Source organism: Bacillus subtilis subsp. subtilis str. 168 (assembly GCF_000009045.1).
Taxonomy (GTDB): domain Bacteria; phylum Bacillota; class Bacilli; order Bacillales; family Bacillaceae; genus Bacillus; species Bacillus subtilis.
In genome coordinates, this window is the sequence record NC_000964.3 from 422,962 (window position 1) to 437,462 (window position 14,501).

At 44.1% G+C, this 14,501-nt stretch carries 15 protein-coding genes; 9 read left to right on the forward strand and 6 right to left on the reverse strand.

Annotation, left to right across the window (positions count from 1 at the left end; genetic code table 11):
* Positions 1 to 20: 20 nt before the first annotated feature.
* Positions 21 to 1,142 carry a spore germination receptor subunit gene (gene gerKB / locus BSU_03720; protein NP_388254.1) on the forward strand — a complete coding sequence of 374 codons (1,122 nt, stop codon included), beginning with the start codon at positions 21 to 23 and terminating at the stop codon, positions 1,140 to 1,142.
* A gap of 104 nt (positions 1,143 to 1,246) precedes the next feature.
* On the opposite strand, the gene yclH is transcribed toward gerKB, so the two are convergent.
* Positions 1,247 to 1,927, reverse strand: coding sequence for a putative ABC transporter (ATPase component) (gene yclH, locus BSU_03730; protein ID NP_388255.1), 681 nt, complete (start codon positions 1,925 to 1,927; stop codon positions 1,247 to 1,249).
* A gap of 15 nt (positions 1,928 to 1,942) precedes the next feature.
* Positions 1,943 to 3,403 carry a putative transporter gene (gene yclI / locus BSU_03740; protein NP_388256.2) on the reverse strand — a complete coding sequence of 487 codons (1,461 nt, stop codon included), beginning with the start codon at positions 3,401 to 3,403 and terminating at the stop codon, positions 1,943 to 1,945.
* Positions 3,404 to 3,615: 212 nt separating this feature from the next.
* Between yclI and yclJ the strand changes: the two genes are divergently transcribed.
* From yclJ to phrC, 4 genes are all read left to right on the forward strand, one after another.
* A complete protein-coding gene (gene yclJ, locus BSU_03750) occupies positions 3,616 to 4,299 on the forward strand; it encodes a two-component response regulator [YclK] (possibly involved in arabinogalactan metabolism) (RefSeq protein ID NP_388257.1) in 684 nt (227 codons plus the stop codon).
* Entirely contained in the window at positions 4,286 to 5,707 is a 1,422-nt protein-coding gene (gene yclK, locus BSU_03760) for a two-component sensor histidine kinase [YclJ] (RefSeq protein ID NP_388258.1), read from the forward strand. The genes yclJ and yclK overlap by 14 nt, the downstream gene beginning before the upstream one ends.
* A 162-nt stretch (positions 5,708 to 5,869) precedes the next feature.
* Entirely contained in the window at positions 5,870 to 7,018 is a 1,149-nt protein-coding gene (gene rapC / locus BSU_03770) for a response regulator aspartate phosphatase (RefSeq protein NP_388259.1), read from the forward strand.
* Positions 7,002 to 7,124 (forward strand): secreted regulator of the activity of phosphatase RapC and competence and sporulation stimulating factor (CSF), encoded by a 123-nt coding sequence (gene phrC, locus BSU_03780; RefSeq protein ID NP_388260.1) that lies wholly within the window; start codon positions 7,002 to 7,004, stop codon positions 7,122 to 7,124. The genes rapC and phrC overlap by 17 nt, the downstream gene beginning before the upstream one ends.
* A 99-nt stretch (positions 7,125 to 7,223) precedes the next feature.
* Here phrC and yczM read toward each other — a convergent pair whose 3' ends face one another.
* The 3 genes from yczM to thrD all read right to left on the reverse strand — a co-directional run bounded on the left by yczM (position 7,224) and on the right by thrD (position 9,026).
* Positions 7,224 to 7,313 carry a putative type I toxin gene (gene yczM / locus BSU_03788; protein YP_003097676.1) on the reverse strand — a complete coding sequence of 30 codons (90 nt, stop codon included), beginning with the start codon at positions 7,311 to 7,313 and terminating at the stop codon, positions 7,224 to 7,226.
* Between the two features lie 81 nt (positions 7,314 to 7,394).
* Positions 7,395 to 7,508, reverse strand: a complete 114-nt coding sequence (yczN, locus tag BSU_03789) for a putative spore and germination protein (protein ID YP_003097677.1) — start codon at positions 7,506 to 7,508, stop codon at positions 7,395 to 7,397.
* Between the two features lie 153 nt (positions 7,509 to 7,661).
* Complete coding sequence (thrD, locus tag BSU_03790; protein ID NP_388261.1) at positions 7,662 to 9,026, reverse strand: aspartate kinase III; 1,365 nt, start codon at positions 9,024 to 9,026, stop codon at positions 7,662 to 7,664.
* A 384-nt stretch (positions 9,027 to 9,410) separates the two neighbouring features.
* On the opposite strand from thrD, the gene pbtN reads away from it, so the two are divergent.
* The 4 genes from pbtN to pbtQ are packed head-to-tail and all read left to right on the forward strand — an operon-like array spanning position 9,411 to position 13,028.
* Complete coding sequence (pbtN, locus tag BSU_03800; protein ID NP_388262.1) at positions 9,411 to 10,361, forward strand: petrobactin iron-siderophore ABC transporter (permease); 951 nt, start codon at positions 9,411 to 9,413, stop codon at positions 10,359 to 10,361.
* Positions 10,354 to 11,301, forward strand: a complete 948-nt coding sequence (gene pbtO / locus BSU_03810) for a petrobactin iron-siderophore ABC transporter (permease) (protein ID NP_388263.1) — start codon at positions 10,354 to 10,356, stop codon at positions 11,299 to 11,301. Before pbtN ends, pbtO begins: the two co-directional genes overlap by 8 nt.
* A complete protein-coding gene (gene pbtP, locus BSU_03820; protein ID NP_388264.1) occupies positions 11,295 to 12,053 on the forward strand; it encodes a petrobactin iron-siderophore ABC transporter (ATP-binding protein) in 759 nt (252 codons plus the stop codon). Before pbtO ends, pbtP begins: the two co-directional genes overlap by 7 nt.
* A 21-nt stretch (positions 12,054 to 12,074) precedes the next feature.
* Complete coding sequence (pbtQ, locus tag BSU_03830) at positions 12,075 to 13,028, forward strand: petrobactin iron-siderophore ABC transporter (binding lipoprotein) (protein ID NP_388265.1); 954 nt, start codon at positions 12,075 to 12,077, stop codon at positions 13,026 to 13,028.
* A gap of 46 nt (positions 13,029 to 13,074) precedes the next feature.
* Here the strand turns inward: pbtQ and ycnB are convergent, their stop codons facing one another.
* Entirely contained in the window at positions 13,075 to 14,493 is a 1,419-nt protein-coding gene (gene ycnB / locus BSU_03840) for a putative efflux transporter (RefSeq protein NP_388266.1), read from the reverse strand.
* Between the last annotated feature and the right edge of the window lie 8 nt (positions 14,494 to 14,501).

Consider the following 14,501-nt stretch of genomic DNA (forward strand, 5'->3'; position numbering starts at 1 on the left):
GAAGAAAGGGGAAGTGACAGATGGAAAAAGCCAGAATAAGCATAAGGCAGTTGTTTGTCATGATTATCATTTTTGAACTGGGCAGCTCCTTATTGATTACACCGGGATCAATGGCGGGCAGGGATGCTTGGATAGCAGTTTTATTAGGCTGTGCGATCGGACTGTTTCTTTTCTATTTGTATCAAGGCATTTATCAATGTTATCCGAATTCTTCTCCGAAAGAATATATGGATGATATGCTGGGAACCAAGCTGAGCTGGCTGTTTTCATTTCTCTATATCTTGTACTTTGCCTATATTGCCGCAAGGGTGCTGCGTGACTTTGGAGAAATGCTGCTGACGTTTGCTTATCATGATACACCTATCATTATTGTAAATGCTTTATTAATGGTAGTAAGCATATATGCCGTAAGAAAAGGAATTGAAGTACTCGCACGCGCGGCCGAACTTCTTTTCGGGGCCATGTATTTACTGGGCGCGATCGGCCTTGTGCTGATTATTGTCTCAGGGACTATAGACCCGCACAATTTAAAGCCGGTTTTGGCAAACGGCATTTCTCCTGTCCTTCACTCTGTTTTCACACAGACCATGTACGTTCCATTTGGTGAAGTTGTTTTATTTGTGATGATTTTCCCTAACCTGAATGACAGAAAAGATGTGAAAAAAATGGGGATGATCGCCATGGCTATTAGCGGATTGATTGTGGCGCTCACCGTGGCGATTAATATTAGCGTGCTTGATGTTGATCTTACACTCAGATCCCAGTTTCCGCTTTTAAGCACGATCCAGACAATCAAGGTCGAAGAATTTTTAGACCGGCTCGATGTCTTTTTTATGCTGGCGCTGATCATCGGCGGCTTCTTTAAGGTCAGCCTCTACTTATATGCCACTGTGGTTGGGACATCTACGCTCTTTAAGGAAAAGAACCCCTCTCAATTGGCTTATCCGATGGGATTGGGCATCTTAATCCTTTCTATAACGATCGCGACTAACTTTTCGGAGCACTTGAATGAAGGCCTGAACGTGGTGCCGCTGTATATTCATTTGCCTTTTCAATTATTGTTTCCGCTCTTTCTGTTTATTGTGGCCGTTTGGAAAAAGAAACGAAGAGAGAAGTCAAAAGGGGAGGAAGCAAAAAAATGATAAAAAGAGCGGGGGGATGCGGCCGCCGCTCTTTTTATGTTCACTTCTATATAAAAGGGGGATATAGGGTGCGCCCCTGTCTGCACTGGCAGAGGCGCGTTTTGTTATACGACTGCGACGTTTTCCTTCACAGTAAAACTTCCTCTTGAAAGTCTGATATTGATGTCTGACACTTTTGCAATTTGTTCATCGTGCGTCACCATAATGACGCATTTATCTTCCTTGTGCGCCAGATCCTGAAAGAGCCGTACGATCTCTTTTGATGTGTCCTCATCAAGGTTTCCGGTCGGTTCATCGGCTACGATAAGATCCGTGTCACAGCAGAAAGCCCTTGTAATTGATACCCGCTGCTGCTGTCCGCCGCTCAGTGTGAGCACTTTTTGCCGGGCTTGTTTTTCGTTGATGCCAACCTTCTGCAGCATGTCAAGCGCATATGATTCTTTGTTCTTTTCTTTAGAACCTGTGATTTCCATAGCGGTTGTGACGTTCTGCAAAGCCGTCATATACGGGAGCAGGTTGTACGCCTGAAAGACGATTGATACATATTGATTTCTGAAATTGGTTAAGCCGATTTTAGAAACCGCTTTTCCGTCGTAAAGGATGTTTCCTTCTTTTGGTGCGTCAAGTCCGCCTGCCAGAGACAGGAAAGTGGTTTTCCCCGTCCCTGATGTTCCGACGATTGTGTAGAATTTTCCTTTTTGAAAGCTGATGTTAATATCCTGAAACAATGGCTGGCTTTTGTTTTTATACCAGTAGCCGACTTGTTGAAATTGTAATAAGCTCATAGGTTCCGCCTCTTTCTATTCCTGTTTTGTCAATATCGTTTTCGGATGAAGCCGCAGTACTGAAATTGACGGCAGCAATGTTGCAATGATTGCGATTAGGATGCCGATCCCGCCAAGTATAAGCATGTCGTTCATAGAAACCGCGACGTTCAGTGAATCGATAACGTCCACGTTGGATGAACTGTGGCCGAACATTTTGCCGCCCATGCCGCCACCGCCGCCGGGCATTTGTCCGCTTGCGGTTTGCGTTGAATCGGTTGATGAACTGATTTGCTGGGATAAAAGCTGATTTCCAAGCTGATTCGCGACGAGATTTCCCGTCACAGATGCAAGGCCGATAGCGATAACGGCCACAATCAGAATCTCAGTCAAGAACTGTCCAATCAATTTCCATCGTTTTTCACCGATGGCCATTAACACGCCCATTTCGTATTTGCGCTCCCTGATTGACATCATGACAATCAGGCCAAGAATGACGGCGCCTGCCACTGATACAAGATACACCACGTTTTTAGAGAAAGAAGCCACATTTTCAATCGGTCCGACCATTTGCTGGTAAAGCTGATCGTTTGTATTCAGTGTGTACGTATCAAAGTCAATTGATGTTTTCTTCGCTGCTTTTACGAAAGTATCCATATTTTTCGCGTCGTCCATATAGTAAACAGCTGAGTCAATCGTATTTTTATAGTCGTCGCCTTTCAATGCCGCTGTTGCTGTGTAAGGCGTATAAAGCTTGTTATAAGGATTTAAGAAAGAGAAATTTTGGGCTTGGTCATCACCTGAAGATGTTGTTTTATAAATACCGACGATCTTCAGTTTTACTGTTGTATCCTCATCCGTTGCTGATTCAATTGTGATCGAATCGCCAACGCTTAAATCATTTTCTTCCGCTAATGTTTCGTTGATCACTGTTACTTTTTTGCCGACATCTGATTTTGTAATCGCGCGTCCGTCTGTGATTTTTGAATCTCCGTCAGAGAAATCATCGACTAACGCTGTGCTGATGACACCTTCAATAGAAAGATCAGCTTGAACCATTTGCGGTCCGCCTTGTCCTCCGCCTTGACTGTTTTTAGCGTTTGAGCTTGAACTGCTGGAGCTGGAATCACTTGAACTAGAGCTTTCAATCGCATCAAAGTTTCCCGCGTTGGCTGAAGCTGATGTGGTGTAATTGTAGCTCTTCACATGATCAAGCGCTGCAAGCTTATTCGCATCAGACACTTTGATCGGTGTGGATTCGAAGCTGCGCTTTTCACCGCTGTCCTGCTGTTTTTCCATTTGCTTTTGGCGGTCAACCTGAAGTGTCACGCTTCCACCGAGTTCCTGTCTGGCCAGTTCGCTTGACTTTTGTGCTGCCGACTGGATGGCGAGGCCTGATAGAACAAAGACACATATGACTGTAAACACAAATAATTGCAATAACGTTTTTCCCTTTTTAGCCTTCATATTCCAAAAGGCCCGTTTGATAAAGTTCATTTATGTTCCTCCGTATAGGTATTTTTATTGATAAGACCGCCTCTGGGGCGCGTCCCCTTGCTGATAAATTAATAGTAGTCCAAAGGTATGAAAAAAATATGAACAATCTATTTCTAGTTGATGAAATAAAAACTAACAATTGTGAAACGCAAAACCTTCTGTTTAAAATGGTGCTATTATATAAAAAAGCATCAAAACAACCGGAGGATATAATGAAAATATTAATGATAGAAGATAATGTTAGTGTATGTACGATGACGGAGATGTTCTTTTTTAAAGAAGGTTTTGAAGCCGAATTCGTTCATGACGGGTTAGAAGGGTACCAGCGTTTTACGGAAGAAAATTGGGATCTAATCATTTTGGATATCATGCTTCCATCTATGGACGGCGTGACCATCTGCAGAAAAATAAGAGAGACAAGCACGGTGCCGATTATCATGCTGACTGCCAAAGACACTGAATCAGATCAGGTCATCGGTTTTGAGATGGGGGCGGACGATTATGTCACAAAGCCGTTCAGCCCGCTGACATTGGTTGCCCGCATCAAAGCCGTCATCAGAAGATATAAGGCGACAGGCAAAGCGGTTATTGATGAAGATATGATTGAAACGGAATGCTTTACCATTAATAAGAAGACGAGAGAAGTATTATTAAACGGAGAGCCTGTAGAAAATCTCACGCCGAAGGAATTCGATCTGCTTTATTACCTTGTCCAAAATCCGCGGCAGGTGTTCTCCAGAGAACAGCTGCTTGAGCAGGTATGGGGCTATCAATTTTATGGAGATGAGCGAACGGTTGACGTTCATATCAAACGGCTGCGGAAAAAGCTTGCCAGCGAGGACAAGCCTTTCCTGTATACTGTGTGGGGAGTAGGGTATAAATTTGATGAAGATTAAATATTTATATCAGCTGCTGCTAAGCCATATCAGCATTTTGATTTTAGCGTTTGTCATTATCATTTCTCTGTTTTCCCACTTTGTGAAGGAATTTGCCTATCAGAACAAAGTAGAGGAATTGACGTCATATGCGGTGCAGATTGCAAATGAATTCCAATCCGGCCAGGTGGACATGCGCAGGCTCTATCCTTATCAGGACATTTTAAGCACAAGAAAGACGCAATTTATCATCTTTAATGAAGAGCAGCAGCCTTATTTTCTTCCTGAAGGCTTTCATCACCCACCAAGGGAACAGCTGAAGAAATCAGAATGGAATAAGCTGAAAAAAGGGCAGACTGTCACGATCAGGGCAGATGGCCGTTTTGATGATGAAGTGTCCCTTGTGGCGCAGCCTATATTTGTTCAGAACGAATTTAAAGGCGCCGTTCTGCTGATTTCTCCGATCAGCGGTGTTGAACAGATGGTCAATCAGGTCAACCTCTATATGTTTTACGCTGTGATCAGCACGCTTGTGATTACGATTCTTGTGAGCTGGCTTCTGTCCAAATTCCATGTCAAGCGGATTCAAAAGCTGAGAGAAGCGACAGATAAAGTGGCTTCCGGCGATTATGACATCCATTTGGAAAACAGCTACGGGGACGAAATCGGCGTACTGGCGTCTGACTTTAATATCATGGCGAAAAAACTAAAGCAGTCAAGGGATGAAATCGAGCGCCTTGAGAAGCGGAGAAGGCAGTTTATCGCTGACGTGTCACATGAATTAAAAACACCGCTGACGACGATCAACGGTTTGGTTGAAGGGTTGAACAGCCATACGATTCCTGAGGATAAAAAGGATAAATGCTTCTCGCTGATCAGTGAGGAAACGAAGCGCATGCTGCGGCTCGTAAAAGAAAATCTGGATTATGAAAAAATCAGATCCCAGCAAATTACCTTGAACAAGCTAGACGTTCCTCTGATCGAGGTGTTTGAAATCGTGAAAGAGCACTTGCAGCAGCAGGCGGAAGAAAAACAAAACAAGCTGATGATCCAAGTAGAGGATCACGTCATCGTACATGCCGATTATGACCGGTTCATTCAAATTCTCGTCAACATTACGAAAAACAGCATCCAATTTACGCAAAACGGTGACATTTGGCTGCGCGGAATGGAAGGTTATAAAGAGACGATTATTGAAATTGAAGACACGGGTATCGGCATTCCAAAAGAGGATATTGAGCATATTTGGGAGCGATTCTATAAAGCAGATATTTCAAGAACGAACACAGCATACGGTGAATACGGACTCGGTCTCTCGATCGTCAGGCAGCTCGTTGAAATGCACCAGGGCACAGTAGAAATCAAGAGTGAAGAAGGGAAAGGCACAAAGTTCATCATCCGCCTTCCTTTAACGGCAAAACAGCAATAGCATACAGGGCGGCGCATCAACTGATGCATCCGCCTTTTTTGCACACCGCTTCGGTTTATTGCGTGCTCCCGAAAACAAAGATTGCGTGTTTTTCGGGTTGGGACGGCCTATAAACATGATAAAATATGACATAAACAGTTTTTGATGGGAGAGGGTGAAGGAATGAAGAGTGGGGTAATTCCTTCTTCAGCGGTCGGTCAAAAAATTAACGAGTGGTACAGATATATCCGGACATTCAGCGTGCCGGATGCCGAAGTGTTAAAAGCTGAAATCCAGCAGGAACTGAAACACATGCAGCATGATTCCAACTTGCTGCTTTATTATTCACTAATGGAATTCCGGCACCAGCTTATGCTGGATTATCTTGAGCCGTTAGAGAAATTAAATATCGAAGACCAGCCAAGCCTGTCTGAATTATCAAGAAACATTGACAGCAACCAGGCAGATCTCAAAGGGCTGCTCGACTATTACGTGAATTTTTTTCGCGGGATGTATGAATTTGATAAGCGGGAATTTATTTCTGCCATTACATACTATAAACAGGCGGAGAAAAAGCTCTCCTTTGTCGCAGACCATATTGAACGGGCTGAATTCTATTTTAAAATCGCGGAAGCTTATTATTATATGAAGCAAACGTATTTTTCATTGATTAATATAAAAAACGCCTATGAAATTTACGTGGAGCAGGAAACCTATAATGTGAGAATCATTCAGTGCCATTTCGTCTTCGGGGTCAACCTGATGGATGAAAGAAATTTCGAACAAGCCGCACGCCATTTCAAATTGGCGCTCAACATGGCCCAAGCAGAACAAAAAGCCCAGCTGGTTGGAAGAGCATACTACAATCTCGGGTTATGCTATTACAATCAAGACCTTCTAGACCCTGCCATTGATTACTTTGAAAAAGCGGTCTCCACATTTGAAAGCAGCAGGATCGTCAATTCTCTCCCGCAAGCCTATTTTTTAATCACCCTGATTTATTATAAACAGGGAAAACATGATAAAGCTTCGGAATATCACAAGCGGGGCTATGAATATGCTAAAGAAACAGACGATGCAGACTATGCCGTAAAATTCGAGTTTTTGCAATCCCTATATCTGGATCAGCCCAATGAAGAAGGAATCGAACGATGTTTCCAGTACTTAAAAAATAAAAATATGTACGCTGATATAGAGGATTTAGCCCTAGAAGTAGCAAAATATTACTATGAACAGAAATGGTTTAAACTGTCTGCTTCCTACTTTCTACAAGTTGAAGAGGCAAGAAAACAAATACAAAGGAGTGAAGGTTTGTATGAAATTGAAATCTAAGTTGTTTGTTATTTGTTTGGCCGCAGCCGCGATTTTTACAGCGGCTGGCGTTTCTGCTAATGCGGAAGCACTCGACTTTCATGTGACAGAAAGAGGAATGACGTAAGAACAAGCCCCTTCTCATTAGCGAGAAGGGGTTTTTCTTTTCAAAAAAACACCGCAAGACATAGTCTTGCGGTGCCGCCTTCATGGAGATTACGTTTATTTAGTAGCCTCCTACAAATGCAGTTCCCACAATGATCAAGAGGATAAATAACACAACAATCAAAGCGAAAGAAGTTCCGTAACCTGACATTTTGTGCACCTCCTTGCGAGATTGCTTCAGCAAATGCTGCAAAACTGTGGCGGACAGGGTCCCGCAGAGACGGTCAGCAGCTTAGAAGCCGCCAACAAACGCAGTCCCTACGATAATTAATAGAATAAACAATACAACGATTAAAGCGAAAGAACTGATGCCGCCGTAACCGCCGCCGTTAGAGTATCCTGACATAAGGTTTCACCTCCCTATGAAGGATACTATAAGATATGCTGAACCGATCCATTTGGCAGGGATAATAGTGGACAAGAGAAAAAATGAAGAATTCGGCTATATGAAGGTGATATAAAAAAATAGCGGGCGCTGCCGCCCGCTATTTATGTACGATTAAGAGATCAGCACGCCCGCGAAAAATTCCTGGTATAACGCTTGAACGGCTTTTCTTTCTTCGGCTTCTTTTACGCCAAACATCATGCTCACTTCAGAAGACCCCTGATTGATCATTTCGATATTCACCTGTGCCTCTGATAATGCTTTGGCGGCTCTTGCCGTTGTACCGACATTGTGGCGCATCGCTTCCCCTACAACCATAATCAGGGCGAGATGATGCTCGACGATGACTTCATCGGCATGCAAATCCTCTTCGATCCGTTTGATGACGCTGCGTTCAGTGGCGGCATCCATTTGCCCCTGCCGTAAAATGATTGTCATGTCATCGATTCCCGATGGAACATGCTCATACGTCAAACCATGCTCCTCCAGGATTTGAAGGGCTCTGCGGCCAAAACCGATTTCTCTGTTCATGAGATACTTGCTGATATAAATGCTGCAAAAACCGGTGTCGCTGGCAATGCCGACGACAGGCCCGTTTGTGTTATCCCGCTTGCTGACGACGCGGGTGCCTTCGGCTGAGGGGTTGTTCGTATTTTTGATCTGAACAGGAATCCCCGCTCTGAATGCCGGAATGAGCGCTTCATCATGAAACACTGAAAAACCCGCGTAGGACAGCTCCCGCATCTCTCTATATGTCAGCTCGCTGATTTCCTTTGGATTCTCAACGAAGGACGGATTGACAGAATACACAGCGTCTACGTCTGTAAAGTTTTCGTACAAATCGGCTTGTAGTCCGTTGGCAAGAATCGAACCGGTAATATCAGAACCGCTCCGTGAGAATGTGATCACATCGCCATCCTTGCTGAATCCGAAAAAACCGGGAAAAATGATGAGTCCGTCACGTTCCCGAAGACGATAGAGGTTTTGATAGGATTCAGGAAGAACTTGCGCGTTGCCGGGTTCATTTGTCACAAAGAGGCCGGCATCCTTCGGGTTTACATATTCCGCTTTGACGCCTTTATAACGGAAGTAAGCGGCGATCAGTTTGGCATTGTTATCCTCTCCGCTGGCCTTGACTGCGTCAAGGTATTGTTCGGGATTGCTTTTGTCTCCTTCTAAAAGCGTAAACAGATCATCTCTGATTTTTTCGATAATGCTTTGCCCCAGCTGAAGCTCATTGGCGATGAGAGCGTACCGTTCCACAACAGCTTCCGCCAGTTCAGGTGCGCTGCCTGTTGCCAAATATTGTTCTGCACATGCGATTAAGAGATCAGTCACTTTCGTATCCTCGGCATAGTGTTTTCCCGGAGCTGAAACGACTACAGCTTTCCGTGCCGGATCTGAGGTAACGATGTGAAACACCTTGTCAAGCTGGGCGCCTGAAGCAAGTGAGCTGCCTCCGAATTTAACGACCTTCATGTTTACATCTCCTAATGTTTAAAATTTTCACACAAATTTAGTATTTATTATCTCTCTTTCAGTACTGTAAATCAAGGGGGAATTTCTTTCTCAGGAGAACATTTGTATTTTTCACGAGGAATAATGTTAGGTTTGCTGACCGTATGCCTGCGTTATAAAGATAAATATGGTAAACAGCCTAACGTTTTGGGATGGAAAATGGTTAGAATGATTAGTAAAATTGATAAATGACTAGGTTAATATTTTTAAAGAATATTGACTAACCCTATAAAAATGGTAATATGTAAATGATAATGATAATCAATTACTATATGGCCATATTGTTTTGAGTCCTTGCGGAGTAGGAGATACGTTCTTTTTGCTGTAAGGATGTAAGGAGGCAGCATGAAGCTACGTTACTTATTTATTCTACTTATCATATTAGCAGTCACATCTGTATTTATCGGTGTAGAAGATCTGTCGCCGCTTGATCTCTTCGATTTAAGCAAACAAGAGGCGTCAACGCTGTTTGCAAGCCGTTTGCCGCGATTGATCAGCATTGTCATTGCGGGATTAAGCATGAGCATCTGCGGTTTGATTATGCAGCAGATCAGCAGAAATAAATTCGTGTCACCGACGACGGCGGGCACGATGGATTGGGCGAGGCTCGGCATTTTAATTTCCTTGCTGCTGTTTACATCCGCCAGTCCTTTAATCAAAATGCTGGTCGCGTTTGTCTTTGCCCTTGCAGGAAATTTTCTGTTTATGAAAATCCTTGAAAGAATCAAGTTTAACGACACCATCTTTATTCCGCTTGTCGGTTTAATGCTCGGGAATATCGTCAGTTCAATCGCGACATTTATCGCATATAAATATGACTTGATCCAGAATGTGTCATCATGGCTGCAGGGAGACTTCTCTTTAGTCGTGAAAGGAAGATACGAGCTTCTTTATCTGAGTATTCCGCTCGTCATCATTGCCTATGTGTATGCGGATAAATTCACATTGGCCGGTATGGGTGAAAGCTTTTCTGTCAACCTCGGCCTCAAGTATAAACGGGTTGTGAACATCGGGCTCATTATCGTGTCCCTGATCACGTCTCTTGTCATTTTGACTGTCGGTATGCTGCCGTTTCTCGGTTTAATCATCCCGAATATTGTATCGATTTACAGAGGAGACAATCTGAAGAGCAGCCTGCCGCATACTGTGCTGTTGGGAGCGGTTTTTGTGCTGTTTTGCGATATACTGGGCAGAATCATTATCTTCCCTTATGAAATCTCGATTGGCCTGATGGTCGGAATCATCGGCAGCGGCATTTTCCTGTTTATGCTGTTAAGGAGAAAAGCCTATGCGTAACCAGATGAAAATAGCTTTGCTCGTTGGTTTAGCCATTGTATGTATTGGCTTGTTTTTGTTTTATGACTTAGGCAATTGGGATTACACCCTGCCGAGACGAATCAAAAAAGTCGCTGCCATTGTGCTGACTGGGGGAGCGATTGCGTTTTCGACCATGATCTTTCAAACGATTACGAACAACCGCATCCTGACGCCGAGCATTTTGGGCCTTGATTCTCTCTACATGCTGATTCAGACTGGCATTATCTTTTTGTTCGGTTCTGCGAATATGGTCATCATGAATAAAAACATCAACTTTATCATCTCTGTTCTGCTGATGATCCTGTTTTCTCTTGTTTTGTATCAGATCATGTTCAAGGGTGAGGGGAGAAATATCTTTTTCCTTCTGCTTATCGGAATCGTGTTTGGCACGCTGTTCAGCAGCCTGTCTTCTTTTATGCAGATGCTGATTGATCCGAACGAGTTCCAAGTTGTGCAGGACAAGATGTTTGCCAGCTTTAACAATATCAATACGGATTTGTTATGGCTCGCGTTCATCATCTTCCTGCTGACAGGCGTTTATGTCTGGCGTTTTACAAAATTTTTCGATGTGCTGTCGCTCGGACGCGAGCACGCCGTGAATTTGGGCATTGACTACGACAAAGTGGTGAAGCAGATGCTGATCGTGGTTGCGATTTTGGTTTCTGTTTCAACAGCGCTAGTCGGGCCGATTATGTTTTTAGGCCTTCTGGTCGTCAACCTGGCGAGAGAATTCCTGAAAACATATAAGCATTCATACTTAATCGCAGGCTCCGTTTTCATCAGCATCATTGCGCTGGTCGGAGGGCAGTTTGTGGTTGAGAAAGTGTTTACCTTCTCAACGACGCTGAGCGTCATTATTAATTTTGCCGGCGGGATTTATTTTATCTACTTGCTGTTAAAGGAGAATAAATCATGGTAGAGGTCAGAAATGTAAGCAAACAATATGGCGGGAAAGTTGTTCTTGAAGAGACGTCAGTCACGATTCAAAAGGGCAAAATCACCTCGTTTATCGGTCCTAACGGCGCCGGCAAAAGTACGCTGCTGTCTATCATGAGCCGCCTGATCAAAAAGGATTCCGGCGAGATTTACATAGACGGACAAGAGATTGGAGCATGTGACAGCAAAGAGCTTGCCAAGAAAATGAGCATTTTGAAGCAGGCGAACCAAATCAATATCAGGCTCACGATCAAAGACCTCGTCAGTTTTGGCAGGTTTCCGTACTCACAGGGCCGGCTGACAGAGGAAGACTGGGTTCATATCAACCAGGCGCTTAGCTATATGAAGCTGGAAGACATTCAAGACAAATACTTGGATCAGCTGAGCGGCGGACAGTGCCAAAGGGCATTTATCGCCATGGTCATTGCCCAGGACACAGATTATATCTTTCTGGATGAACCGCTGAACAATCTGGATATGAAACACTCAGTTGAAATTATGAAACTGCTGAAACGGCTGGTAGAGGAGCTTGGAAAAACGATCGTGATCGTCATTCACGATATCAATTTTGCTTCAGTCTATTCTGACTATATCGTCGCTTTGAAAAACGGCCGAATCGTTAAAGAAGGACCGCCTGAAGAAATGATAGAAACATCAGTGCTTGAGGAAATCTACGATATGACCATCCCGATTCAGACGATTGATAATCAAAGAATAGGTGTTTATTTTTCTTAATATATAGAAGAGGTGAGGAGCATGAAAAAGTTCGCGTTACTATTCATCGCTTTGGTCACTGCCGTTGTCATTTCTGCATGCGGAAACCAAAGCACAAGCAGCAAAGGTTCTGATACAAAGAAAGAACAAATCACAGTGAAACACCAGCTCGACAAAAACGGCACAAAAGTACCGAAGAACCCTAAAAAAGTTGTCGTATTTGACTTTGGAAGCTTAGATACATTAGATAAACTAGGACTTGATGATATAGTAGCGGGCCTGCCGAAACAAGTCCTTCCTAAATATCTGTCCAAATTCAAGGATGACAAATACGCTGATGTCGGCAGCTTAAAAGAGCCAGACTTCGACAAAGTGGCAGAATTAGATCCTGATCTGATCATTATTTCAGCAAGACAATCTGAGTCTTACAAAGAATTCTCTAAAATTGCGCCGACGATTTACCTTGGTGTAGATACAGCGAAGTACATGGAATCATTTAAATCAGACGCTGAAACAATCGGTAAAATCTTTGATAAAGAAGACAAAGTGAAAGATGAGCTCGCAAACATTGATCACTCAATCGCAGATGTAAAGAAAACCGCTGAAAAGCTTAACAAAAACGGTCTCGTCATCATGGCGAACGATGGAAAAATCAGCGCGTTCGGCCCTAAATCAAGATACGGCCTGATCCATGACGTATTCGGCGTGGCTCCGGCTGATCAAAACATCAAAGCGTCTACGCACGGACAAAGTGTTTCTTACGAGTACATTTCAAAAACAAACCCTGATTACTTGTTTGTTATTGACCGCGGTACAGCAATCGGAGAAACATCATCTACAAAACAAGTCGTGGAAAACGATTATGTGAAAAACGTAAACGCAGTGAAAAATGGTCATGTCATCTACCTTGATTCTGCTACTTGGTATTTATCAGGAGGCGGACTTGAGTCTATGACGCAAATGATTAAAGAAGTGAAAGACGGTTTAGAAAAGTAAAACCAAAAAGAGCCTCCGCTAAATAGCGGGGCTCTTTTTTTGTTAATCAGCGTGCCGGCTGCTGTTCGGCAGGGCGCTGAGGTTTCTTTAATGTGAATGAGAGAAGGAAGCCGACAAGTGCAATGACGGCAGCCACTATAAAAGCGGCGTTCATGCCGTGCAGGGCGGCGTGCTTCACATTTGTCGTGCCTGCATGTGCCGCCTGGTTGCTCATCACGGAAACCAATAGTGCGGTTCCGATCGAGCCGCCGACTTGGCGAATCGTGTTGTTCATCGCAGTTCCGTGCGGAATCAAGTGGCGCGGCAGCGCATTGATTCCGGCTGTTGTCACCGGCATCATGATCATGGCGGTGCCTAAGAGACGAACGGTGTATAAAACGACAATCCAAGCGAGTGACGTATGGTCAGTCAGCTGCATAAACGGCAGAGATGTCAGGAAGATGATGCAGAAACCGGCAATCGCCAGCCCTCTTCCGCCGACACGGTCAAAAATTCTGCCGATAATCGGCGACATAAAGCCCATCACAACGGCTCCCGGCAGGAGCATAAGCCCTGTATCAAAAGCTGTGACGTCTCTGACATTTTGTGTATAAAGCGGCAGGATGGTTTCCGTACCGATCAATAATGCAAAGACGAGGGTTCCCAGCAGTGTTGTTAAGCTGAAAACGCCAAACGTGAAGACGCGGAATTCCAGCATCGGTTTTTTAAGCTTCATTTGTCTTGTGATAAACAAGAGCAGCGCGATGACACCCACCAGCAGTGAAATCAAGACGGTTGAACTGGACCAGCCATAAGAGCCGACGCTTGAGAAGCCGTACAGAAGGCCGCCGAACCCAAATGTTGAAAGGATGACTGATAAAATATCAATCTGTGTTTTTCTTAAAGTCGTCACGTTTTTCATCAGGATGCTGGCAAGAATCAAATCAATCACAGCAAACGGAAGAATAATATAAAACAATGATCTCCAAGAGAAAGCTTCGACAGCCCATCCGGAAAGAGTCGGTCCGATCGCAGGCGCGAATGAGATGACCAATCCGACCATACCCATAGCCTGGCCGCGCTTTTCAATCGGAAAGATTGTCAGGAATACAGTCTGCATGAGCGGCATCATAATGCCGGCTCCAGCCGCTTGAATGATACGCGCTGTCAGCAGAACCGGGAAGTTCGGCGCGAACGCTCCGACGACTGTTCCGGCAGTGAAAATGCTCATTGCTGTGATGAGCAGCGCCCGGCTTGTGAATTTCTCAATTAAAAACGCGGTAATCGGAATTAAAATCCCGTTGGTTAACATAAATGATGTTGTCAGCCATTGTGCTTGGTTGGCATCGACATTGAAATCCCTCATGATATGGGGAAGTGCAGTAATCAACAATGTCTGGTTCAAAATCGCCACAAACGCTCCGGCTAACAAAATGCCGACAATGACAGAACGGTTAAAAGGTTTTTGTTCAATACTTGTGTTCAATACATATC

Bases quoted from the DNA above. Each gene is read 5' to 3' on its own strand.
- gerKB (NP_388254.1), top strand. From the start codon at position 21: ATGGAAAAAGCCAGAATAAGCATAAGGCAGTTGTTTGTCATGATTATC.
- yclH (NP_388255.1), bottom strand. From the start codon at position 1,927: ATGAGCTTATTACAATTTCAACAAGTCGGCTACTGGTATAAAAACAAA.
- yclI (NP_388256.2), bottom strand. From the start codon at position 3,403: ATGAACTTTATCAAACGGGCCTTTTGGAATATGAAGGCTAAAAAGGGA.
- yclJ (NP_388257.1), top strand. From the start codon at position 3,616: ATGAAAATATTAATGATAGAAGATAATGTTAGTGTATGTACGATGACG.
- rapC (NP_388259.1), top strand. From the start codon at position 5,870: ATGAAGAGTGGGGTAATTCCTTCTTCAGCGGTCGGTCAAAAAATTAAC.
- phrC (NP_388260.1), top strand. From the start codon at position 7,002: ATGAAATTGAAATCTAAGTTGTTTGTTATTTGTTTGGCCGCAGCCGCG.
- yczM (YP_003097676.1), bottom strand. From the start codon at position 7,313: ATGTCAGGTTACGGAACTTCTTTCGCTTTGATTGTTGTGTTATTTATC.
- yczN (YP_003097677.1), bottom strand. From the start codon at position 7,508: ATGTCAGGATACTCTAACGGCGGCGGTTACGGCGGCATCAGTTCTTTC.
- thrD (NP_388261.1), bottom strand. From the start codon at position 9,026: ATGAAGGTCGTTAAATTCGGAGGCAGCTCACTTGCTTCAGGCGCCCAG.
- pbtN (NP_388262.1), top strand. From the start codon at position 9,411: ATGAAGCTACGTTACTTATTTATTCTACTTATCATATTAGCAGTCACA.
- pbtO (NP_388263.1), top strand. From the start codon at position 10,354: ATGCGTAACCAGATGAAAATAGCTTTGCTCGTTGGTTTAGCCATTGTA.
- pbtP (NP_388264.1), top strand. From the start codon at position 11,295: ATGGTAGAGGTCAGAAATGTAAGCAAACAATATGGCGGGAAAGTTGTT.
- pbtQ (NP_388265.1), top strand. From the start codon at position 12,075: ATGAAAAAGTTCGCGTTACTATTCATCGCTTTGGTCACTGCCGTTGTC.